14 protein-coding genes are annotated in these 22,540 nt (G+C 70.6%); 7 read left to right on the top strand and 7 right to left on the bottom strand.

Going from position 1 to position 22,540, the window contains the following annotated elements; all coding sequences use genetic code 11:
• Positions 1 to 84: 84 nt before the first annotated feature.
• From sbnA to OHA11_RS09380, 5 genes are all read right to left on the bottom strand, one after another.
• On the bottom strand, positions 85 to 1,074 hold the full coding sequence (gene sbnA, locus OHA11_RS09400) for a 2,3-diaminopropionate biosynthesis protein SbnA (protein WP_266494011.1): 990 nt from the start codon (positions 1,072 to 1,074) through the stop codon (positions 85 to 87).
• A 61-nt stretch (positions 1,075 to 1,135) separates the two neighbouring features.
• Positions 1,136 to 2,206 carry a 2,3-diaminopropionate biosynthesis protein SbnB gene (gene sbnB / locus OHA11_RS09395; protein ID WP_266494008.1) on the bottom strand — a complete coding sequence of 357 codons (1,071 nt, stop codon included), beginning with the start codon at positions 2,204 to 2,206 and terminating at the stop codon, positions 1,136 to 1,138.
• Positions 2,203 to 3,207, bottom strand: a complete 1,005-nt coding sequence (locus OHA11_RS09390) for a TauD/TfdA family dioxygenase (protein ID WP_266494007.1) — start codon at positions 3,205 to 3,207, stop codon at positions 2,203 to 2,205. Before OHA11_RS09390 ends, sbnB begins: the two co-directional genes overlap by 4 nt.
• A 152-nt stretch (positions 3,208 to 3,359) precedes the next feature.
• A complete protein-coding gene (locus OHA11_RS09385) occupies positions 3,360 to 5,819 on the bottom strand; it encodes a non-ribosomal peptide synthetase (RefSeq protein ID WP_266494005.1) in 2,460 nt (819 codons plus the stop codon).
• Positions 5,820 to 5,866: 47 nt separating this feature from the next.
• On the bottom strand, positions 5,867 to 8,332 hold the full coding sequence (locus tag OHA11_RS09380; protein WP_266507050.1) for a Pls/PosA family non-ribosomal peptide synthetase: 2,466 nt from the start codon (positions 8,330 to 8,332) through the stop codon (positions 5,867 to 5,869).
• An 821-nt stretch (positions 8,333 to 9,153) separates the two neighbouring features.
• Here OHA11_RS09380 and OHA11_RS09375 point away from each other — a divergent pair.
• Complete coding sequence (locus OHA11_RS09375; protein WP_266494002.1) at positions 9,154 to 10,302, top strand: YihY/virulence factor BrkB family protein; 1,149 nt, start codon at positions 9,154 to 9,156, stop codon at positions 10,300 to 10,302.
• Positions 10,303 to 10,359: 57 nt separating this feature from the next.
• Here the strand turns inward: OHA11_RS09375 and OHA11_RS09370 are convergent, their stop codons facing one another.
• The gene (locus OHA11_RS09370; protein ID WP_266494000.1) at positions 10,360 to 11,196 is read right to left on the bottom strand and encodes an NAD(P)H-binding protein; all 837 of its coding nucleotides are present in this window, start codon (positions 11,194 to 11,196) and stop codon (positions 10,360 to 10,362) included.
• An 80-nt stretch (positions 11,197 to 11,276) separates the two neighbouring features.
• On the opposite strand from OHA11_RS09370, the gene OHA11_RS09365 reads away from it, so the two are divergent.
• Both OHA11_RS09365 and OHA11_RS09360 read left to right on the top strand, forming a co-directional pair.
• Complete coding sequence (locus OHA11_RS09365; RefSeq protein WP_266493999.1) at positions 11,277 to 12,212, top strand: AraC family transcriptional regulator; 936 nt, start codon at positions 11,277 to 11,279, stop codon at positions 12,210 to 12,212.
• A gap of 139 nt (positions 12,213 to 12,351) precedes the next feature.
• Entirely contained in the window at positions 12,352 to 12,999 is a 648-nt protein-coding gene (locus tag OHA11_RS09360) for a helix-turn-helix transcriptional regulator (RefSeq protein WP_323186543.1), read from the top strand.
• A gap of 15 nt (positions 13,000 to 13,014) precedes the next feature.
• Here OHA11_RS09360 and OHA11_RS09355 read toward each other — a convergent pair whose 3' ends face one another.
• Complete coding sequence (locus tag OHA11_RS09355; RefSeq protein WP_266493996.1) at positions 13,015 to 13,416, bottom strand: VOC family protein; 402 nt, start codon at positions 13,414 to 13,416, stop codon at positions 13,015 to 13,017.
• A 206-nt stretch (positions 13,417 to 13,622) separates the two neighbouring features.
• Here OHA11_RS09355 and OHA11_RS09350 point away from each other — a divergent pair, with 206 nt between their 5' ends.
• The 4 genes from OHA11_RS09350 (at position 13,623) to OHA11_RS09335 (ending at position 22,525) form a co-directional block, all read left to right on the top strand.
• Positions 13,623 to 14,525 carry a serine/threonine protein kinase gene (locus tag OHA11_RS09350; protein WP_266493995.1) on the top strand — a complete coding sequence of 301 codons (903 nt, stop codon included), beginning with the start codon at positions 13,623 to 13,625 and terminating at the stop codon, positions 14,523 to 14,525.
• Positions 14,526 to 14,586: 61 nt separating this feature from the next.
• Positions 14,587 to 16,752 (top strand): protein kinase, encoded by a 2,166-nt coding sequence (locus OHA11_RS09345; protein WP_266493993.1) that lies wholly within the window; start codon positions 14,587 to 14,589, stop codon positions 16,750 to 16,752.
• A 32-nt stretch (positions 16,753 to 16,784) separates the two neighbouring features.
• On the top strand, positions 16,785 to 18,902 hold the full coding sequence (locus OHA11_RS09340; RefSeq protein ID WP_266493992.1) for a serine/threonine-protein kinase: 2,118 nt from the start codon (positions 16,785 to 16,787) through the stop codon (positions 18,900 to 18,902).
• A gap of 734 nt (positions 18,903 to 19,636) precedes the next feature.
• Positions 19,637 to 22,525 carry a LuxR C-terminal-related transcriptional regulator gene (locus OHA11_RS09335; protein ID WP_266493989.1) on the top strand — a complete coding sequence of 963 codons (2,889 nt, stop codon included), beginning with the start codon at positions 19,637 to 19,639 and terminating at the stop codon, positions 22,523 to 22,525.
• Positions 22,526 to 22,540: the final 15 nt, after the last annotated feature.

Genomic DNA, 22,540 nt, shown 5'->3' with positions numbered 1-22,540 from the left:
CCTGCGAACCTACCCCTCGGTACGGCGGTCGTCACCGAACTCCCGCCGCACCGGGCCGTGCCTCACTCCGCCACGCCGTGCCGGTCAGGCGGGGTGCGACAGGGCGGCCAGCTCGCCGGAGCCGCCGAGCGTGTCCTCGCCGTGGACGTTCACCCCCCAGCCCGGGCGGTGGACCGTGTCGAGGTAGCGCTCGCCGAGGTCCGGGGCGATCGCCACCGCCGTGAGCTCCCGCCGCCCGTACCGGGCCAGCCATTCGGACGCGCCGCTGACCACCGTGCCGGTGGAGCCGCCGAACAGGAAGCCCCGGGCGGCCAGTCGACGGCAGGCACGCAGCGTGTCCGGCTCCGGGACGTGCACCACGTCGTCCACGTACGACTCGTCGAGCAGCGGCGGACGGACGGCCATGCCCAGGCCGGGGATCATCCGGGGGGCTGGCGGCCCCCCGAAGGTCACCGATCCGACCGTGTCCACGGCCACGATCCGCACGCGGCGCCGCTGCTGCCAGAACCAGCGCGCGCAGCCCATCAGGGTGCCGGTGGTGCCGGCCCCGACGAACAGCACGTCCAGGTGCGGGAAACGGCGGGCGATGGCCGGTGCCGTGGTGCGGTAGTGCGCGCGCCAGTTGCCCTCGTTGGCGTACTGGTTGAGCCACACGTACCGGTCGTCCGAGGCGCACACTGCGCTGACGTACGCGATCCGCGCGCCCAGGAAGCCGCCGTGCAGGTCGGGCTCGTCGATCACGTGGACCACGCTGCCCAGTGCCTCCATCATCCGCCGGGTCGCCGGATTGCAGCGTGAGTCGGTGACGCACAGGAACCCGTAGCCACGGCTCGCCGCGATCATGCTCAGCGCCACGCCGAGGTTCCCGGACGACGACTCGACCAGGACGGATCCCGGCCGCAGCACGCCGTCGCGCTCGGCGGCGTTCACCATCTCGGTGGCGGCCTTGAGCTTGATCGAGCCCGCGAAGTTGAATCCCTCGCACTTCAGGAAGAGCGGCAGCCCCAGTGCCGCTCGCAGGTCAACGTAGAGCTCGTCCTCGTTGAACTGTGTTGGTTCGGAAATGACGGGCATGATGTCCCCCTCCTTCATGCGGCACCGCGCCCCGCTCCTCGCGCGGCGCGGTGCCCGCCGGTCAGCCGTACCGGCGCAGTTCGTGGAAGAAGCCGTCGACGACGTGCGGCTCGCCCCTGCGGGCCACCTCGTCGTGGACGAACTTGCCGACCGCGAGGTCGAGGACCCCGAGGCCGAAGGGCGAGAACACCACCGTCCGGTCCGCCGGTACGGTCACCCGCCCGCAGAGCACGTCGTCCAGCGTGCCGTCGATGAAGTCGCGGCTTCCGGTGAGTTGTTCGGCCAGGTGCGGCGAGGTCTCGGCCTTCAGACAGTGCTCGACGTCGTCCACGAAGTTGGCCGAGTCGAGCAGGATCTCGGGCGCGAGGTCGCGCAGCGACACATGCAGCACCAGCGGGGCGTGGGAGAACCACGCCGGGTCGTGGACGTGCGGCTTCGCCGCGACGGTGGCGAAGACCAGCAGGTCACTGGAGCGGATCAGCGACTCGGCGCTGTCGTGCACGGCGATCCTGCCCTTGGTGCCCGACCGCTCCAGGTAGCCGCTGAAGCCGGCCGCGCTGTCCGCCGACAGGTCGTACACCCCGGTCTCCTCGAACGACCAGCCGGTGGCGGCCAGATGGGTGTGGATGTAGCGGGCGATCAGCCCGGTACCGATGAACCCGACCCGGGTGGGCCGGGCGCGGTCGCGGCTGAGCCGGTCGGCCGCGAGGGCCGCCGAGGCCGCCGTCCGGGTGGCACTGATGATCGAGCTCTCCAGACACGCGAACGGGTAGCCCGTGTCGTGGTCGTTGAGGATCAGCACCGCCGAGGCGCGCGGCAGACCGCTCGCCGTGTTGCCGGGGAAGCTGGAGACCCACTTCAGGCCGTCCACCCCCACCGGCCCGCCGATCGACGCGGGCAGCGCGATGATCCGGGACGACGGCCGGTCCGGGAACTTCAGGAAGTACGACGGCGGGTTCACCGAGTCGCCCGCGCCGTGCACGCGGTACACGGTCTCGACCAGGTCGACGATCTCGGACTCCCGCCCGTGCAGGGCCTCGTGGACCTGGGCGCCGGAGATGACGGAGAACGGGGGAGGCATGAGCGTCCCGGGTTCCGTGGTGGTCGTGCCGTTCTCGTCCGTGGTGGTCATGCGGCCCTCACTTCGGTGGTCGGTGCGCAGTCGGTCAGCCGGACCGGGTCGGCGAGCGCGGCGAGCACCTCGCGCGGGCCCTCGAACGGCTCCCTGCTGTGTGCGGTACGGATGTTGTCGACGAGCAGCAGATCGCCGGAGCGCCACGGCTCGCGCGCGGTGTGCGCCTCGTACACCTCGTTGATGGTCCCTGCGACGTCCTCGCCGATCGGATCGCCGTTCCCGTAGCGGGTGTTGAAGGGGAGACCGTCGGAGCCGTAGACGTCCACCAGGTACTCGTGCACCTCGGGGTCCATCGTCCACTCGTTGAGGAACGCGATCTGGTTGAACCAGCAGCGCCGCCGGGTGACGGGGTGGCGGACCACGGCGCTGCGGTGCTGCCGGGTGCGCAGGGAGCCGTCGTACTGCCAGGCGAACTCGATCGCGTGGGTACGGCAGTAGTGCTCGACGGCCGCGCGGTCCTCGGTGCCGAAGGCCTCGGTGAGGGTCGCCCCGATCTCGTCGTTGTACGTGCGGGTGAGCAGCCAGCCCTCGCGCTCGAAGCGTTCCGTGAGGGAGGCGGGCAGCGCGGCGAGCACGGACGGTGCGTCGGCGACCGCGGTGGCCCCGCCCTGGTCGGGCGCGTCGAGGCAGGCGTACAGCATCAGCGAGGGGAACTCCAGGGCGTAACTCAGCTCGTGGTGCATGCACATCTGCTGGTTCGGCGGCCACTTGGACGAGGAGTACACGCCGTCCTCGTACGTCCGCCGGGGCGCGAAGGACTCCCGGTCGGGCATCAGGCCGGCGGCCAGCCGGCGGAAGACGGTCGCGGTCGTGGCGGGGTCGCGCAGCTCCAGGCCACGGACCAGGACGCAGCCGTGCTCGGCGACGACGGCCCGCAGCGCGTCGCGGTGTTCGGCGGCCCAGCCCGCCGTGTTGCCCGCGGCGTCGGCACGCAGGATCGGAGGGCTGCCGGGGCGCAGGTCGACGTCCGGGAGCAACGTCGGAGATGAAGACGACATCAGGTGCTTCCTTTCGGCCTTGCGGTGTTCGGTCGTGCGGGTGTGCGGTGTTCCGGTCATGGGTGTCGTAGCTGCCTTCGGTTCCGTCTCGTCCGTCTCTTGCGACTTTTCCGTTGCGACTTTTCGTCGCTTCTCGTGTGGTCGGCCGTGGTTCAGGAGGGGGCGGGCGGTTCCAGGAGTCCCGCCAGGTCCGCGAGGACCGGGTGGCGGGTGACGTCCTTGAGGGTGATCGCCCGGTCCAGGGCGATCGCCAGCTTCACCGCCGCGAGCGAGGTGCCGCCGCGGTCGAAGAAGTGGTCCCGGCGGCCGATCCGGTCCGTGGGGATGCCGAGCACCTCGGCCCAGGCCGCCGCCACCCGGCGCTCGTTCGCGGTGCCGGGCGCGCGCGGGCCCTGACCGGCGCGCGAACCGATCCCGGCGGAGTCGAGCTCCCCGGCGAGCGCGGTCAGCGTCTTGCGGTCGGTCTTGCCGTTGGCGGTCAGCGGCAGGCTCTCCCGCCAGTGGACGGCCGACGGGACCATGTACGCGGGCAGCGACACGGCCAGCCGCTCCCGCACGGCCCCCGCGCCGGGCCGGTCGGATCCGGAGCCGAGCGGGCCGGACCCGGCGCAGAACGCCACCAGCCGCGTGCCCCCCACGACCACCACGGCACCGTCCCGGACGCCGGGCACCCGCAGCAGCGCGTTCTCGATCTCGCCGATCTCGATACGGAAGCCGCGGATCTTGACCTGGTTGTCCCGGCGGCCGAGGAACTCCAGCTTGCCGTCGGGCAGCCAGCGGCCGTGGTCACCGCTGCGGTACAGCCGCTCGCCCGGCCGGTACGGATCGGACGTGAACGCCGCCCTGGTCCGCTCGGGGTCGTTGACGTACCCGCGGCCGACGCAGACCCCGGAGAAGACGATCTCGCCGGGCGCGCCGAGGGGGACCGGGCACAGGTCCTCGTCGACGACGTACACGCGTACGTTGGCGACCGGCCGCCCGAGCGGGACCCGGTCCTGGTCCGGCACCCGCTCCATGACCTCGTGGTTGGTGTCGTCCGAGGTCTCGGTCAGCCCGTACGCGTTGACCAGCCGGATCCCGGGCTCGGTCGCGAACCAGCGCTCGACGAGCTCCTTCTTCACCGCCTCCCCGGTCACCGACACACAGCGCAGGTCCGGCAGTTCGCGTGGGCGCTGCTCCAACTCGGCGAGCACGGCTTCGAGGTACGACGGGACCACCTGGAGCACGTTGACCCGGCCCTGCGTGATGGTGTCCACGAACCGGGGGACGTCCAGGATGACCTCCTGTTCGACCAGCAGGGTCCGGCCGCCGACCAGGAGCGCGGAGACCAGCTGCCACAGCGAGATGTCGAAGCACTGGGGCGCGGTCTGGGCGACCACCTGGCCCTCGCCGACGCCCAGGTCGTCGAGCTTGGCGTGGACGTGGTTGAGGAAGCCCGCGTGCTCGCACATCGCGCCCTTGGGCTCGCCGGTGGAGCCGGAGGTGAAGTAGATGTAGGCGAGTTGGCCGGCGGCGACCGGGATGCCGAGGTCGCTGTCGGGGTGGTTCTCCGCGTAGGCCGTGTCGACGTGCAGGGTGCGGGTGCCCGTGGCCGCCTCGTCCAGGGTGGTGGTGCTGCCGTGTTCCGTCAGGACGAGTTCGCAGCCGGCGCGCGCGAGGGTGGCCGCGATGCGCTCGGCGGGGAAGTGCGGCTCGATCGGCAGATACACGCCGCCCGCCTTGAGGACGGCGAGGACGGCGGCCATCCAGTCCAGATCGCGTTCCATGACCACGGCGACGACGTCCTCGCGGCGCAGCCCGCGGGTCAGCAGGGCCCGGCCGAGCTGGTTCGCGCGGGAGTTGAGCTCGCGGTACGTCCACCGTTCGTCGCCGCGCACGGCCGCGACGGCGTCGGGATGCGCCGACACCCTTGCCTCGAACAGCTCGTGGACCCGGCGGTCCGGCAGCTCGCGGTCCGGTCCGGCCAGCCCGTCGAGCTGGAAGAGGAGTTCGTCGTCGGACAGCAGACTCTGCCGGCCGGGTGCGGCGTCCGGATCGGCGGTGAGCAGGGAGAGCGCGGTGAGGTGGTAGCCCGCGATTCGGGCGGCTGCGTCGGCGTCGAGGACGTCGGTGCGGTAGCGCAGGCGCAGTGTGCGGTCCTCGAACGACACGTGCAGCACGGTGTCCTCGGGGCCCCGGCCGCCGTGCGGATCCAGCACCGTCTCGAACGCGGCCGGTTCGTTCCCTGCCCCGTCCGCGGCCGGTTCGCTCCCTGCCCCGTCCGCGGCCGGTTCGCTCCCCGCCCCGTACCCGGCTGGTTCGTCCCCCGCCCCGTCCGCGGCCCGTTTGTCCCCCGCCTCATCCGCGGCCAGGTCCGCCTCGGCCGCACGCGCGAGCTCCAGCAGGTCACGCCAGGAGCCGGTACCGACGGTCAGCGGGCACGGCCTCGGCCGCTCGCCCTTCGCCGCCACGTACCCGACGGTCACCTCGCGCTCGCCGGACAGTGCGGCGAGGACCCTGGCGTGTGCGGCCAGGAGAGCGCTGGGCTCCCTCAACAGGCCCTCGGGCAGCGGCACTTCGTACTCCGCGTTGCCGGGCACCGGATCGAACGTCCACTTCGGGATCGTGTCCATGGTCTTTCTTCCCCCCTGTTGTCTTTCTTCCTCTGTGCCGTGGAGCCTCAGGCGTGTCGCGGAGCGACTGCCGGATTCCCGCCCCAGCGGGCCCCCGCCGGCACTTCCTCGCCCTTCATCAGGAAGGAGTCGGGAGCGAGTACGGCGGCATCCCCCATTGACGCGCCGTAGTGGACGAGTGCGCCGACGCCGAGCGTGACGCCGTCGCCGATCTCGATGTGGTCGGACTTGAAGGTGCCGTCCTCCTGCGAGTGCGACTGCACCTTGCTGTGCGCGCCGAGCGTGCTGTCGCTTCCGATGGCGGTGAGCGTCCGCTCGGTGATGGAGCAGCCGTCGTCGAAGACCCTGCGTCCCATCCGGACCCCGAGCAGCCGCCAGACCAGGTTCTTGAACGGGGTGCCGTTGTAGACGCTGATGTGCCGGTCGGGGATCTTCCACAGCCGCTCCTGCTTCCAGAAGAGCGGGTCGTAGATGGAGTGCAGCCGCGGCTCCAGCGGACGGAACCGGCAGATCAGCCGCTCCACCAGCACGTAGTAGCCGGTGGTGAACACGAGGCCGACGATCAGGGACGCGCCGACCAGCAGGCCGCCGAGGGCGCCTTGATCCCCGTACAGGTCGAAGGCGGCGAAGCCGAGGAGTGTGATGGCGAACCAGTCCAGCCACCGGATGAACAGGAACAGGCCCATGGTGCGCAGGTTGTGGCGGTTCTTCGCGGCGAGACGGCGGCGCAGTTCGTCGCCCTCACGGAGGTGGTCGAAGCGGGTGTCGCGCTCCACGGTCCGCGGTATCTCGAAGGGCGGCGAGCCCAGCAGGCCGACACCCTCGCGTATCTCGCCGTCGAGCGGGACCATGACCTTCGTCGCGAGCAGACAGTTCTCGCCGGTGCGGCCCCCGGCGGGGTAGGCGATGTGGTTCCCGAGGAAGTTCCGCGGCCCGATCGTCGCGCGCGAGACGCGGAACGACGTGCCGGAGAACTCGGCGTTCATGATCGACAGCCCGTCCGCGACCATCGTGCCGCTGCCGACGGAGGCCAGATACGGCGTCTCGTGCGCCACCTCCGTACCGAAGTTGGAGCCGGTCTGCTCGACGTGCGAGAGGTCGTAGCCGAGGGCCCGCAGGTAGTGGACGATGTACGAGCTGTCCCCGCACAGCCACTTGAAGAACTTCACGTTGGTCAGGCGCGCGACGGCACGCTGCACCGAGTAGTGGAAGCCGTAGAGCGGATAGACCCGGTCCGGTTCGAGGAGCCGGTTCAGCAGCCGCGGCACCACGGACACGGTGGCGAAGCCGATCAGGATGAAGCACAGGAAGAGCGCGAGCGACAGCCCGAGCGCCTCTGCGTAGAACCGTGCCGACGTGATGTGCCGCGTGTTCCGGTCGAGCAGCACGTCGAGCGCGGGAGCCACCGTGAGCAGCATGTACGTACCCCCGACGAGGAGCGGCACGTAGAGGAACAGTGTCTGGAGCACGGTGGCCAGGCCGTAGCCCACCCGGCGCGCGGTGCCGCAGTCCGCCGGCGCGACCCGTACGTAGTCCACGTCCGTGCGCTGGGCCGGTGAGCCGTGCCAGTGCTGTCCGTCCGGCACCGCGGCGCCGCCGTACAGCGCGGACGCGTGGCCGAGCTGGGAACCGTCGCCCATGGAGGTGCCGATGTCGAGCACGGTCTTCTCGCCGACGAAGACGTCCCGGCCCAGGGTCACCGGGCCGGTGCGGATCCGCCCGGCGTGCGCCTGGTAGCACAGGAAGTACGAGTCCTTGCGGATCACCGTGCCCGCGCCGACGGTGAACAGGTCGGTGCAGACCGGGACCGAGTGGGAGAGGATCGTGACGTTCTTGCCGATGCGCGCGCCGAGCGCCCGCAGATAGAGAACGTAGAGCGGGTTGCCGGCGAACATGACCATCGGGTTGGCGTGCAGCAGTGCCTTGACGGTCCAGAAGCGCAGGTACGCGAGGCTCCAGACGGGGAACTCGGTCTCCTTCCAGCGGCCGATCAGCACCCACTTGGCCACCACCGGGACCGTGCACACACCGACGAAGACGGCACCGCCGAAGACGGCCGACCGCAGATAGATGTCCAGCACGCCGTCCCCGGCCGAGACCCACTCGTACCCCCGCGTGGTGATGAGCCCGGACAGGAGGCAGTACGCCGCGAAGACGAGGAACTGCAGTGTTCCGCACAGGACATACCGTGCGGTGCTGCCCGGTGGGGGCGCTTCGGCCGGTGCGGGCGCGGGCGCCGACGGCTCGTCCGGGACCTCGGCGAGCGCCGCCGCCAGGTCGCGTATCGTCGGGTGGCCGTAGACGTCCCGCATCGACACGGCCGGCAGATCGGGGTGCTTCCTGACCCGGGCACAGAAGTGCGCCATCACCAGGGAGTTGGCCCCGAGGTCGTCGAAGAAGTGACTGTCGACGGGGACCTGCTCGACCTTGACGACACCGGCGAGCACCTCCGCGAGGACGCTTTCGGTGCCGCTCACCGGGTCGCGGCCGGCCGGGGAGCCGGCCGGATCGATGGTCGTGACCTCTCCGGGATTTCCCACCACTTGATCTCCTTGCTGGTCATTTCTGCTGCTTGTGTATCGTTCGGAGCGATTCGTGCTCCGGTGGGGGATACGAAGGAATCACGCCCGCAGTTTCATTCCACGGCCGAATTGGCTACGCGTGATGCGTGGGTGAATCAGGGTGATTCCGATGTGATTCCGGTGCGCCGGAAGAAAGGCTTGTTCCGGAAGAGGTAATCGTGCCCGGAAGGAAGAATGGCGCTCGTGGAAAGGAAGGTCACCCGAGAAGAGGTTGTTTCAGGAAGTGTGTGAAGTGGCCGCGTGAAAGGTGCAGTGCAGCACGGCATGACCCGCGTGGTTCCCACGCGGATCACGGGTATCGCGGCTGTGTCAGGCCCTGGTCCAGGCCTTTCTTAGTCCCCCGTGTCGTGGTGCTACTGAGCCGTCCCCACGTGCCCAGCGGAATGCAATCCGAATTGTTTCCGCGTGCTCATGAACGGGTCAAGGGCGTTTCGGCCAATGGCTCTTTCTCGCCGCTCACCGCTCCGTCGATTGCGTTCCTGGATCCTGCCGTCCGTCCGCGCGACCGGGGAACTCACCTTATGGGCGGTGTATGTGTCGTTGCCTGTTCCGCTTCCGGAAGGTAGGGAATTCAGCCAACGGGTGCATGACAGAAAACGGGTTCGATTTATCTTTACGATTTCTGTCGGGTTGCTTCCGCTTTTCCCCCGCATGACGGAACCGGAAGGGACGCTTGCCGCCGCCGGTCACGGCTGCCGAGGCCCATGGACCGGGGGATGAGTGCAACCTCCCGCGGCGGATACCTTTAGGGCGTGCAGCCCGCAAGTGAACCCCCTCAGAGGACCTCCGGCCGTCTCCATCGGGCCCGAGCCCTCTACCGGAACGTCTCCAAGCGCAGGACCACCTGGCTGCTGCTCAAGGACACCGTCAACTCCTGCATCGAGTACCGGATCCTCGGACTCGCGGCGGAGGCGGCGTTCTTCACCCTGCTGTCCGTGCCGCCGCTGCTGCTCAGCATGCTCGGACTGCTGGTCTACGTCGACGACTGGACCGGCGCCGACACCATCGCCAGCCTGGAGAGCAACCTCCTGGAGGCGTCCCGCACGATCCTCACCGACAAGGGCGTCACACAGATCGCCGAGCCCGTCCTCCACGACGTCATGGAGGGCGGACGCCCGGACGTCATCTCCCTCGGCTTCCTCTTCGCCCTGTGGTCGGGCTCGCGCGCGGTGAACGTCTTCATAGACACCATCACCGTGATGTACGGCCTCGACGGGGTGCGCGGCATCGTCAAGACCCGGCTCGTGGCCTTCGCGCTGTTCCTCGCGGCACTGCTCATCGGTTCCATCGTGATGCCGCTGGTGGTCGCGGGCCCGGACGCCGTGGTGGACATCGTTCCCTGGTCGGCGACCGTCGTACAGGGGCTCTACTGGCCTGTCGTCATGGTGCTGTCCATCGCCTTCCTGACGACGCTGTACCACGTGTCGGTACCGGTGCGCTCCCCCTGGGTCGAGGACGTGCCGGGCGCCCTGGTGGCCCTCGCCATGTGGGTCCTGGGCAGCTTCCTGCTGCGCATCTACCTCACCAACACGGTCGAGGGCCCCAGCATCTACGGCTCCCTGGCCGCCCCCGTCGCCGTACTGCTGTGGATCGGCGTCTCCGCCTTCGCGGTGCTGGTGGGCGCCGCCGTCAACGCGGCCATCGACCGGGTCTGGCCGGCCGCCGCCACCGCTGCCGCACGCGCCGTCAACGAGCGACTGCGCGCGGAACAGGCCGCCGACGTCGTGGCCCGCGCGGCCGCCGTCCGGGCCCACCTCGACGACGACCCCGACGACCCGGACATGCCCTCCGAGTTCCCGGAGCGCTGGTCCCGCTTCCTGCCCCCGGAGGACGTGACCGCCCGGCTGCGCACCCACGCGAAGACCACCCCCAAGAACGGCGACGAGCCCCCGCCGCTGTGACCGCGACGGGGGCGCCAGGGGGCGCTTCTTGAACTTTCGGGGGTACGCCGGTGGCCGTCAGACCTTCCACACGCCGGTCGCCGCGAGCTCCCGCGCGAAGTCCGTGAAATCGCGCGGCGCGCGCCCCAGAACCTGCTGGACGGTCTCAGTCGACTGCGCGTTGCTGCCGTCGAGCAGCCCGTCGAATACCTCCTCCATGAACGCGACCTCCTCGGGCGGCAGCCCGAACCCGGCCAGGATCGCCCCGTACTCCTTCGTCGGCACCGGCAGATAGCGGATGTCCCGGCCCGCCGCCGCGGAGATCTCCGCCATGGCCTCCCGGAAGGACAGCAGCCGCGCCCCCGTGATCTCCAGGGTCCGTCCCGCGTACGAGGAGTCCGTCAGCGCCTTCACGACGACGTCCGCGAGGTCCCGCGTGTCGATGAACGGCACCTTCACCTCACCCGCCGGGAACACGAACTCACCGCTCCGTACGTCCTCCAGCAGCAGGCCCTCGCTGAAGTTCTGGAAGAACCAGTCGGCCCGCACGACCGTCCACTGGGCACCCGACTCGCGCAGCGCCCGCTCGGTCGGCTCCGCCTGCCGTTCACCGCGCGCCGACAGCATCACCAGACGACGGACGCCGAGCTCCTGGGCCCGCCGCGCGATGGCGTCGATGTTCTCCGCGGCACCCGGCGCGCCGACGTCCGGCGTGTACGCCAGATACGCCGCGTCCGCGCCCCGCAACGCCCCGTCCCAGGTCGAGCGGTCGAACCAGTCGAAACGCACCTCGCCACCGCGCGAAGCGGCCCGTACACCGAACCCGGCGGCCTTCGCGGCCTCCGCCACCCGGCGCCCCGTCTTGCCCGAGGCCCCCGTCACCAACACCGTCTCGTTCCGCGTGTTTTCCGTCATGAGCCCAGTCAACGGCGCCGCGTCGCGAGGGGACATCGCTGAAGCTCTCGTTCCCATAAGGGCGCGTCTACGCTGAAGTCATGGACGCACTCGCAGGCCTTCTGGAAGGTCCACGCGCGCGTGGCGCCTTCATGATCCGAGCGTGTTTCGAGCCACCCTGGTCCCTCCGCATCGAGGACCGTGCCCCGCTCACCGTCATGCTCCTGGTGCGCGGGCATGCCTGGATCACGCCCGAGGAGGGGGAGCCGGCACTGCTGCGGGCCGGCGACCTCGCCATCGCGCGCGGCCCCGCCCCGTACACCTGCGCCGACGATCCGTCGACCGCGCCCCAGGCGGTGATCCTGCCCGGCCAGGTGTGCACGTACCCCGACGGACGCTCGCTGCGGGGCAGGATGGACCTGGGCGTCCGCACCTGGGGAGCGCGGCTCGACGGCTCGATGGTGATGCTGATCGGGACCTACCCGATGAACGGCGAGATCAGCGGCCGGCTGCTGGACGCCCTGCCGCCGCTCCTGACCCTGACCTCCGACGTGTGGGCGTGCCCGCTGACCCCACTGATCATGGAAGAGATCGTGCGCGACGAACCCGGCCAGGAGGTCGTCCTCGACCGGCTGCTCGACCTGCTGGTCATCGCCGCGCTGCGGGCCTGGTTCTCCCGCCCGGAGGCCGCGGCGCCCGCCTGGTACCTGGCGCTCGCCGACCCCGTCGTGGGCCGGGTCCTGCGGCTCCTCCAGGACGATCCGGCGCACCCCTGGACGGTCGCCTCCCTCGCCGCGAAGGCCGGCGTCTCACGGGCCGCGCTCGCCCGCCGCTTCAGCGAACTCGTGGGCGAGCCCCCGATGACATACCTGACCGGCTGGCGCCTCGCCCTCGCCGCCGACCGGCTGCGCGGCACCGGGGACACCCTGGAGGCGATCGCCCGCCAGGTCGGCTACGGCAGCGCGTTCGCCCTGTCCAGCGCCTTCAAGCGGGTCTACGGGGTCAGCCCGCAGGAACACCGGACGAGGGCGGCGTAGCGTTTTGTCCGTGACTGGGCCTGCTGGGCCTGCTGGGCCTGTTGGATCTGTTGGATCTGTTGGATCTGCTGGGTCGTACGTGGAGGACGTGTCGCCGACCCGTTACAGGGAATGGGCGTCGCGGCTCACGGGTGCGGTCGTGTGGACCCGTACCGCCGTGCCGGGCGACTCGGCGCCGGTGCTGCCCGACGGGTGCATGGACCTGCTGTGGACCGAGGGGCGGCTCTTCGTCGCGGGGCCCGACACCCGTGCGTACGTGAGCGACGCGTCCGCCGTTACCCGGTTCGCGGGCGTCCGGTTCTTCCCGGGGACCGCGCCCGCCTACCTGGGCGTGCCGGCGCACGAACTGCGCGACCAGCGGGTCGACCTCGCGGATCTGTGGAGCGCGGAGGACGTCCGGCGGCTGACCGAGCGGGTCGACGCGGCCACCGATCCCGCCGCCGCGCTGGAGGCGGTGGCCCTGGCGCGGGCGGGCGACGTCGACCCGCCGGACCCGTGGGTGCGGAGCGCTGTGGCGGGCCTGTCCGCGGGACACTCCGTCGCCTCGGTCGCGGACGCGGTGGGGTGGAGCGAACGGCAGCTGCACCGGCGGGCCCGGGACGCCTTCGGCTACGGGCCGAAGACGCTGGCTCGGGTGCTTCGGCTGCAACGGGCCCTGGGGCTGGCGCGGGACGGGGTGCCGCCGGCGGACACCGCCGCGCGGGCCGGCTTCGCCGACCAGGCCCACTTGGCGCGTGACGTACGGGAGTTGGCGGGGGCGCCGCTGGGGGAGTTGCTGCGGCGTTGAGGGCCCACCCGTTTCCTACGTCGTGCCGCCCAGCGGTGCGAACAGGTCCACGCCGTTGCCGTCCGGGTCCCTCACCACCGCGTAGCGCATGCCCCAGTCGGCGTTCCAGGGCTTGAGTTCGGAGTCGTAGCCGGCGGCCACCAGGTCCTCGTACGTGGCGTCGACATCCGCGGGGCTGTCGCACACGAAGGCCAGTCCGACCCTCCCCGCGCCCGTCGGCGGCTGCCAGTCGGGGTGGAAGGAGCGGATCGTGTCCTCCGTGTCGAGGGCGAAGCGCAGGCCGCCGGGCAGGGCCGCCTCGACGTGCGGCTGCTTCTCGGAGCCCTCGGGAAACTCGAGCCCCAGGCGGCGGTAGAAGGTCAGGGAGGCGGCCATGTCGGAGACGACGAGGCCGATGAGGTCGAATCGTGGAGTCATGGGGCAACCGTAGGGAGGGCGGCGGACGGGGGTCTTGAACGAATCGGACAGCGCTTCCGGTGACGTGTGGCCGTGCCGCGAGAGCCGGTCGGAAGCCAACGGCATCCGTACGGCGTTGACCGGCACCGGTCACGTCGTGTACACGTCGGGCGGCACTTACTTGGAAGTCGGGCGGTACTCACCCGGAAGGCGAAGGCGGCCGACGTATGACCACGACACGGCGGATCGGCCCCTACACGGTCGTCACCCGCCTCGACGCCGACGCCTCCGGGTCCACAGCCTCCGGGCCCACACCCGTCCCGGAGCGCCGCTTCATCGCCCGCAGCGCCGACGGCGACCGCACCGTACTGCTGAGCACACCCCTGCCGAAGGCCGACCCGCGGCGTTTCATGCGCGAGGCCGACGCCTCGCGCTTTCTCCTCGGTCCCTGGGTGCTTCCGGCAACCGAAGTCGCCGCCCCTGGCGGCGAGGCGTGGCATGCCGGGCCCTATGTGCCCGCGCTGCCGCTCCCCGTCGCCCTCGCCGTGAACGGCGGTCCCCTGCCCGAGCGGACGGTACGAGCGCTCGCCGTGGCGCTGGCCGAGACACTCGCCGTGCTGCACGGGCAGGAGCTGACGCACGCGGGGCTCTGCCCGGCCGCCGTGCTGCTCGCCGCCGACGGCCCCCGGCTCGGCTGTTTCGGGGCGGTCCGGGCCGCCGCGCCGGACGGCGCCCCACGTCAGGACGTGCCGGGGCTCGACGCCGGGAGCCTCGCGCCCGAGCAGGCCGCCGGTGGACAGCCGTCTCCGCTGGGCGACGTGTACGCGCTGGGTGCGACGCTCGCGTACGCCGCCACGGGCTCCACGACGCCGGAGCGGGAGGAGATACCGGCCCTGCTGCGCTCGCTCGTGACATGGTGTTTGGCCCGCGAACCGGCCCATCGCCCGCAACTCTCTGACATCATCGCGTTGTTGGCGCCCGATGTCCCCACGGCCGTTCCCGCGGGGGCGGGGGTCGGCTCGCGGGCCGACTCGTTGCTCGGCGTCGGCTGGTTGCCCGCCCGGATCGTCGCCGCCGTCGCTCATCAGTCGGCCTCCGTGCTGGCGGCCGAGGTGCAGTTGCCAGCGTAGGCACGGCCGGGAACGCCGTATCCGGCCGCGGTCCTCCACAGCCCCGGACGACAAGAGCCCGATGCCGACTCCTCTCACCCATGACGACCCGACAACCCTCGGCCCGTACCGGCTCGTCGCCCGGCTCGGGAGCGGCGGCATGGGCACCGTGTACATGGCGCGTACCGCCGGTGGCCGGACGGTCGCGCTCAAGACCATGCACGCCGGGATCGCCACCGATCCGGCGGCCCGTACCCGGTTCCGGCTCGAAGTGGACGCGGCCCGGGTCATCGGAGACCGGTTCGGAGCCCGGGTCATGGAGGCCGATCCGCTCGGTGAAACGCCGTGGATGGCAACCGAGTTCGTGCTCGGGCCGGCCCTCGACGAGGCCGTGCGGAGCGGGGGACCGCTGCCCGAGAGGTCGGTGCGGGCGCTGGGCGCCGCCCTGTGTTCGGCGCTCGACCAGCTGCACCGGTCGGACGTCGTGCACCGCGACCTCAAGCCGTCCAACATCCTCGTCACCGCCTACGGCCCGAAGGTCATCGACTTCGGGATCGCGCGGGCCATCGGCGACGACCGGCTCACCCGTACCGGTGCCTCGGTCGGCACACCGGCGTTCATGTCCCCGGAGCAGGCGACCGGGAAGGCGCACGACGCGGCCGGTGACGTCTTCGCGCTCGCCGGGGTGCTCGTGTACGCGGCCACCGCACGCCCGCCGTTCGGGCACGGGCAGCCGGCGGATCTGCTGTACCGGGTGCGGTACGCGGACGCGGACCTCCGCGGCGTACCGGCCCCGCTCGTGCCCGTGCTCGCCCGGTGCCTGGCCAAGGAGCCGGAGAAGCGGCCGGGCCTCGCGGAACTGACGGCCCAACTGCACGACGGGACGGGCGAGTTCGCCGAGCACCTGCCCGACGCCCTGCTCGCGCAGATCGGGCGGCGAGCCGCCGACGTGTGGCGGATCGTGCCCGAACGGCTGGCCGCACCGGCGGTCGAGGCGAGCGCCTCCGCGGTCACCGCACTGCCCGGGCCGGGCCCCTCGCGGCGCGGGCTCCTGACCGCGGTCGGGGCCCTCGCGGTGACCGCGGCCGCGGGTGGCATGTGGTGGCAGCGAGGGCGTGCCACCGCCACGGTCAGCGAGGTCACCCAGCAGACACGCAACCTCGATCCGCTGTGGCAGCACGACGGCGACGACCTCGACGTGCTGGGCTGGGGTCTGGTCGAGCCCCACCAGGCCGACGGATCGATCTGGCTACCGTTGAACACGACCGCCAAACGCCTCGATCCGACCACCGGGCGGGTGCAGCGGGAGGTGCGCACCTCGGTCAACTGGTGGCAGGCGGCGGTGCGGGACGGGCGGTTGTACCTGCTCGACCATGACTTCGCCGCGAAGGGGGAGTCGATGTCGATCGATGTCTGGAACGAGGGCCAGGACCGCGCGGGGCCGACCTCGACCAGCCTCGCGGACGCCACGTTCCCCATCAAGGCGAACCAGCTCCTGCGCATCTCCGACGGTGTCGCGTACGTGGCGGCGGGCTACGGAGAGGTCGCGCGGGACGACGGCTTTCTGCCCTCACAGACCTGGACCCTGCGCGCCGCCGACCTCAGGACCGGAAAGACGCGCTGGACGCAGCCGCTGCCGCGGCGGGCAAGCGACAGCCGACGGCTCAACTTCCCCGCCGCGAAGGCCGTCGGCGACCACCTGGTGACCTTCCAGGTGCTCGCCGAGCAGCAGACGGACGTCGTCGTACGTGACACCCGCAGCGGAGAGGCCCTGTGGGACATGCCGTACAACGTCAACGTCCCCGAGGCGCTCCGGAGCGAGTTGGCCATGGACGACAAGTACCTCTACCTCGGTGGTTCCCAGCTCCAGGCACGGAGACTGAGTGACGGAACACAGGCGTGGGCCACCGAGCTCGGGCAGATCTACGGCCCGCCGACGCTGAGCAAGGGTGTGCTGTACACCGTCGGGTCGGGCATCGGGCTCACGGCCGTCGACGCGGAACGGGGCAAGGTCCTGTGGACCGAGACGACAAACGAGGCGGACGAGGCCTACACCATCTGGCGACCGGTCCTCGGCACCCGCCACGCGTACTACAAGAACGGGCTGCAACTGCGGGCGGTGAGTCTGGCGGACCACGCGCCCGTACTCACGTACAGAACGACAGGTACGCAGTTCTACGAGTTCGCGCAGGCGCGGCTGATCCTCGCTGTGGACAAGGACCAGCTGGCCGCCTACCCGCTCAGGTGACCGCCTCGCCCTCCCGGATAAGGACACCTCCGATGAACCCTCTCGGCACCGGGGACCCGGTCCGCCTCGGCCCCTACCGGCTCCTCGGCGTCCTCGGCGAAGGCGGGATGGGCAAGGTCTACATCGGCCAGGGCGGCGACGGCACCCTGGCGGCGGTCAAGGTGCTGCGGCCCGAACTCGCCCACGACATCGATCTCGGCAGGCGCTTCGTGCGCGAGGCGCGGGCCGCACAGGCCGTGCGCAGCGGGGGAGTCGCGGCCGTACTGGAGGCGCGGACCGAGGGCACCCGCCCGTGGATCGCCAGCGAGTTCCTGGCCGGTCTCACCCTGGACGAGGCGGTCGAGGCGTACGGCCCGCTCACCGAGCCCGCGCTGCGCGCCCTGGCCGCGTCCCTCGCCCACACCCTCGCCGACATCCACGCGGCGGGCTTCGTCCACCGTGATCTCAAGCCGCCGAACATCGTGCTCACCTCGGACGGGCCACGCGTCATCGACTTCGGCATCGCCCGTCCCGAACACGGGCTGACCCTCACCACCACCGGCCAGGCGCTCTTCACTCCGGGCTACGGCGCACCGGAGCAGGCGCTCGGACGGCGCGTCACCCCGGCCGCGGACGTGTTCTCGCTGGGCGCGGTGCTCGCGTACGCGGCCACCGGAAAGCGTACGTTCGAGGGTTCCCATGTGGCCGTGGTGCAGTACGAGGTCGTCCACGGGGAGCCACAACTGGACGGCGTCGAGCCGCAGTTGAGGGATCTCATCGAGCCCTGTCTGGCGAAGGATCCGGCGGCGCGTCCCGTACCCGCCCAGATCGCGCGGGCCGCGGCCGTGTCCAGGCGTGCCGTCCGGGTCTGGAGCCGGGGGCGGCTCGCCGACGCGATCAGGGAGCGGGAGACCGGCGCCCACCGGCTCACCACCGAGGTCACCGCGCAACTGACGGGCGGGAGACGGCCGTTGACGCGGCGGCGGCTGCTCACCGGGCTCTCCACCGCGGGTGTGGTGGTCGCCGCCGGGGGCGGCACGACGGCGTGGTGGCTCGGCACGCGCGCCGACGCGACGAACGACCCGTTCGCCGTTCCGTCGGCGGTGCGCACCCCCATGGCGAAACTGGACGGCGGAGTCGACCGGGTGTCCGGCTCCGTGGGCCGGCCGACCACCCTCTGGACACTGGAGAACGCGGCGGACATCTACTCGCCGTATCTGCTGCCGGTGCGCGACGTCCTCGTGTTCGGCGCCGCGAGCGGCGGCCTCGGGGCCTTTGACGTCAAGGACGGCACCCGACGCTGGAACGCGCCCCGCATCGTGGCGAAGAGCGGCTATCTGTCGCTCTCGGACCGGCTGGTCGTGGGCACGGACAGCCAGGGCGCGTTGCGTACGTACGTCCCGTCCACCGGTGAACCCAAGTGGACCTGCCCGGGGGCCGAGGCGGCGTTGTTTCTCGCCGCCGACACGGAGGCGGTGTACTTCGTCACGAAGGACGACCGGCTGCGCAGCGTCGGCCGCTCGGACGCGAAGGTCCGGTGGACGGTGACGGTCCCGGCCGACTTCCGCGAGAAGCTGGTCCCCCGCGGCGCCACCGGCCGGGGCAGGCTGGTCGTGGCGACATCCGACGGCAACTGCCTGGCGGTGGACACGAGCAGCGGCCGTACGGCCTGGAGCCGGGTCGAGCGCGTCGACGAGGTGAATCCACGCCGCCCGGCCGTCCAAGGCGACACCGTGTACCTCAACGGCAGGACCCTGGACGCGCTGCGGCTCAGCGACGGGGAGAGGATCTGGAGCGCGAGACCCGACGGAGGCACCGATCGCGAGTGGTGGGGGCCGGCGACGGTCTCCGGGGGCGCGCTCTACGCCACGGAGGGCCTCTACCCCGTGCGCCTCGACAGGCGCGACGGCAGCCAGGCGTGGTCCGGCTATCCCTCCGCGACGACGGCCGTCTACGCGGGCCGGGTTCTGCCACAGGGGAACGCGGTCTGGACGTTCGACAGGCCCATCAAGCAAACCGACCCCATGGAGATCGACGCCGCGCAGGCGTCCGACGGGAGTCGGAAATGGCGGTACGAATTCCCCAGAACCGACGATTACCGCCTGACCGCGGACGGAAACCGCATCTTCCTCCTGCATGACAACAAGGTCATCGCCCTCACCACGTTCTGAGGTGACCGCGTGGCACGCGGTGCACGAGGATCCGGAGACCGAACTTTTCAAGCCCCGGCGGCCTGAAAGGCCCTGGCCGAGGTCGAGTTGGTCACCGCCGGAAAGATCGATGGGTGCAACTTCCGCTGTCTGAACGGTGAGATAGGCCACGTCCCACTCGCCGAATACGATGCCGGCGACTACTGGACGACCCGGAAACCCCAGGTCACATCCACAAACCGGAGTCTTCGGCGAACTCGGGGCGCATCCACCCAACCTGTACTGACTCGTATGGGTCCGCATCATTGGGGTATAGGCCATGGGACGGATCGCTGAGTGGCTCTACGGCGATCGCCACGGCCTCGTCCGGTGTGTGTGACGTGGCGTCACGGGAAAGGATGGGCACAGTCTGGCCAACCGGTGACCAGTTTGTGGACTGCCAAGCCGCCGCCAAGGAATTGCATAATGGAACTCGCCGAAGAATCCTCTCGGCCCATTGCCGCTGTTAAAGGTTCAGGAAAATCAATCCCTCCCCGATGTCCTCCCGCTCAGTACACCCGAGCTGATACCTCCCCCGCATCAGCCATCTGCGGTACAGGCGTTAGTCCCTGACGATTTCATGGCGCCCAAAGGAATCGGCGTCATCGGCGAGCTGCCCCGCGTTGGTGGCCGTTGTGCTTCGTAGACACCACATCCATAACTGCCCCAATGACGGCACCTGTCTCTTCTCCCCATGCCAGCGTTAGGGATAGACTATGAAACGGAAGATTTCCGACGGGCTGAAAAAGTTAGCCGATTTTCGATCGTCTCCGACAGTGACCCCGCGATTATACGGCCGCGAGATTCACCTTGAGCGGATCGAAGCCGCGTTACGCGCCGTCGATGAGAGCGGGCAAAGCACTCTGATGCTGCTGCAGTCACCTGCCGGCAGCGGCAAGACCCGGCTCCTGTTGGAGACCGCCACCGTCGCGAAACGGCTGGGTTTCGCGGTAGTGGACCGCTTCGTCGACGGACAGGGGCAGGTTCACGGCTCGACCTCGATCACACCGGCGCCCTCCGCGGCCGACCGGCAGAACCGCGCCAGTGCCCCGGACGCGGACAGGCTCACCCGGCTGACCGGACAGATCGAGGCGCGCCTGCACGGGCACGTACGGCATGGCCCCCTTCTGGTGGTGCTGGACGACACGCACCGCGTGGACCTGCTGGTGCTCCGCGCCCTCAGCGCCCTGGTCCGTAAGTTGGGGGACCTCCCCGTGCTGTGGGTGTTCGCGCTGCAGCCTCAGGAGGCGGACTGCCCCAACAACATGCTGGTGCAGGAGCTGGCCCGCAGCCGCACCACCGTGTGGCTGCCCGCGCTGGAGCCCCTCGACGACGACGCGGTCGCCGGGCTCATCGGCGACCTGCTCACCGCGAAACCGGACGACGACGTACGGGCCCTCGGGGAATGGCTGGGCGGCACGCCGCAAACGGTGGTGGACCTGGTGCGCGGGCTGGTCGAGGAGAACTGCCTGCGCATCACCGACGACACGGCGGGTCTGGCGAACGGGCCGCTGACCTCGGGGATCGCCTCAGCCGTCGCCTCCGAACCGGACGCGCACCTGCCCCGCCCCTTCCTCCGGCTGGTTCACGAGCGCCTGGCGCGGCTGGCACCGGGCACCCAGCAGAGCCTTCAGGTGGCAGCCGTACTCGGTGCGTCCTTCGCCCCGTGCGACCTGGCGGAGATGCTCGACAAGAGCCCGGCCGCACTCCTGACCCCACTCAAGGAAGCCCTTGACGCCGGACTGCTGACGTACGGGGCCGAGGAGTTCGCCTTCCGCAACGAGCCGATCTGGCGCGCTGTCGTGGGCACGGTGCCACCGCTGATGCGGTCGTTGCTGCACCAGCAGGCGGCGGACATGATCCTGGCCCGCAAGGGTGGTTCGACCGACGCCGCGGCTCTGCACCTCGTGCACTGCAGACAAGCCGGAGACTCACGGGCTGTCAGCACGATCCGCGCGGCAGCCGAGAAACTGCTTCCGGCCTCCCCGGGGGATGCCGCGGCGCTGGCCCTGCGCGGCCTGGAGGCCGCCGATCGCGGACGGCCTGAGCACATCCGGCTGGCCATCACCGCGACGATCGGACTGCTCCGTCACGGCAACCTGCAACAGGCGATCGACGTCGCCGAATCCGTGCTGGCCTGCAGCCGGAACTCCGCGGAGGACGGGTTCATCCGTCCCCTGTACACCTGGCTGGCAACCGCGCTCCTGCTGCGTGGAGACGCCCGGACCGCGTCCGAGATCGTGCAGGACGCGTCCGCACTCTGGGGCAGCACCGCGGCCTTGCAGGAGGGGGAACCCTCACCGGTTCTGCTGCAACTGGACGTGCTGTCCCACACCGGCGAGATCAGCGCCGCCGCGAAAGTCGCGGAACACGTCATCACCACAGAGGGCACCCACAACAACGACACGCGCGCGGCAGCGCTGAACCTCTGCGCGATGGCACGGTGGCGCGAGGGACGCATCGAGGACGCGTTCGACACGTTGAACCAGGCCATCGCCCTGCACCTTCCGCTGACCAGCTTCTGGCAGGCCGGGCCGCTGTGGACCAAGGCCTGGATGCTGACCAGGGTCCGCAGACTCGACGAGGCCATGGCGACGGTGGCGACCATCCAGCACACCATCGACTCGGAGCACAACAGAGTCCTCGCCGCACTGCCGCTGGCGCTGAGTGCCTGGGTGCACTTCGCCCGCGGCGACCTGGCCACGGCCGAGGCCGATGCCGAGGCCGGGATCCGGGCGTCCCAACAGGTGCAGATGCCGTTGTGGGAGCCGCATCTGTACGGCGTCCTGGTGGCCGCCGCCCTTCGGCGCGGTGAACTGGCCACGGCGGACGACGGGCTGGCCCAGCTGGACAGCGCTCGTGCTCAGTACGAGCAGCCGTGGTCGGTGATGTGTTACCTGGTCACCGCACAGGTGCGGGCCGCACAACGCAGGGAGCGGGAGGCACTGGAGGTGCTGCGCCCCTTCATCGACGATCCGGACAAGCTCCCTCAGCTGCTGCTGGAGGACCCGTCGGCCACCGCGTGGTGCGTGCGTACCGCGTTGGCGGCGGACGACAAGGAGACGGCCGCGCTGATCGCTTCCACCGCCGCGAGGATCAGCTCGGTCGCTCACGCGTACCCCGCCGTCACCGCCGCCGCTGCCCACAGCCGGGCACTGCTCACCGGCGACATCAAGTCCTTGGAGGGCGTGGCCGAGCACTATGGCGACCCATGGGCGGCAGCCTCCGCGACCGAGGACCTGGGCGTACTCCTGCACACCGACGACCGGGAGGAGGCCATCAGGGCGCTCAACACCGCGATGACGGCCTACCGCGATCTGGGCGCGATCTGGGACGAGGCACGCGTACGCAAGCGGCTGCGGCGCCTGGGTGTACGACGGCGGCACTGGAAGCATGTGCCCCATCAGCCGCAGACGGGCTGGGACAGCCTGACGCGTACCGAGGAAAAGGTGGCGCTGCTGGTGGCCCGGGGACTGACCAACAGACAGGTCGCCAGCGAGCTGTTCGTCTCGCCGCACACCGTGGGCTTTCACCTGCGGCAGATCTATCGCAAGCTCACGATTCAGTCCCGGGTGGACCTGGCTCGCATAGCCTTCACTCGCTGACCTGGGCGGCCGGCG

Origin of the sequence: Streptomyces sp. NBC_00878 (assembly GCF_026341515.1) — a bacterium.
Lineage (GTDB): Bacteria > Actinomycetota > Actinomycetes > Streptomycetales > Streptomycetaceae > Streptomyces.
The sequence above is the reverse complement of the archived record's forward strand: the minus strand, read 5'-3'. Positions and strand labels throughout refer to the sequence as shown.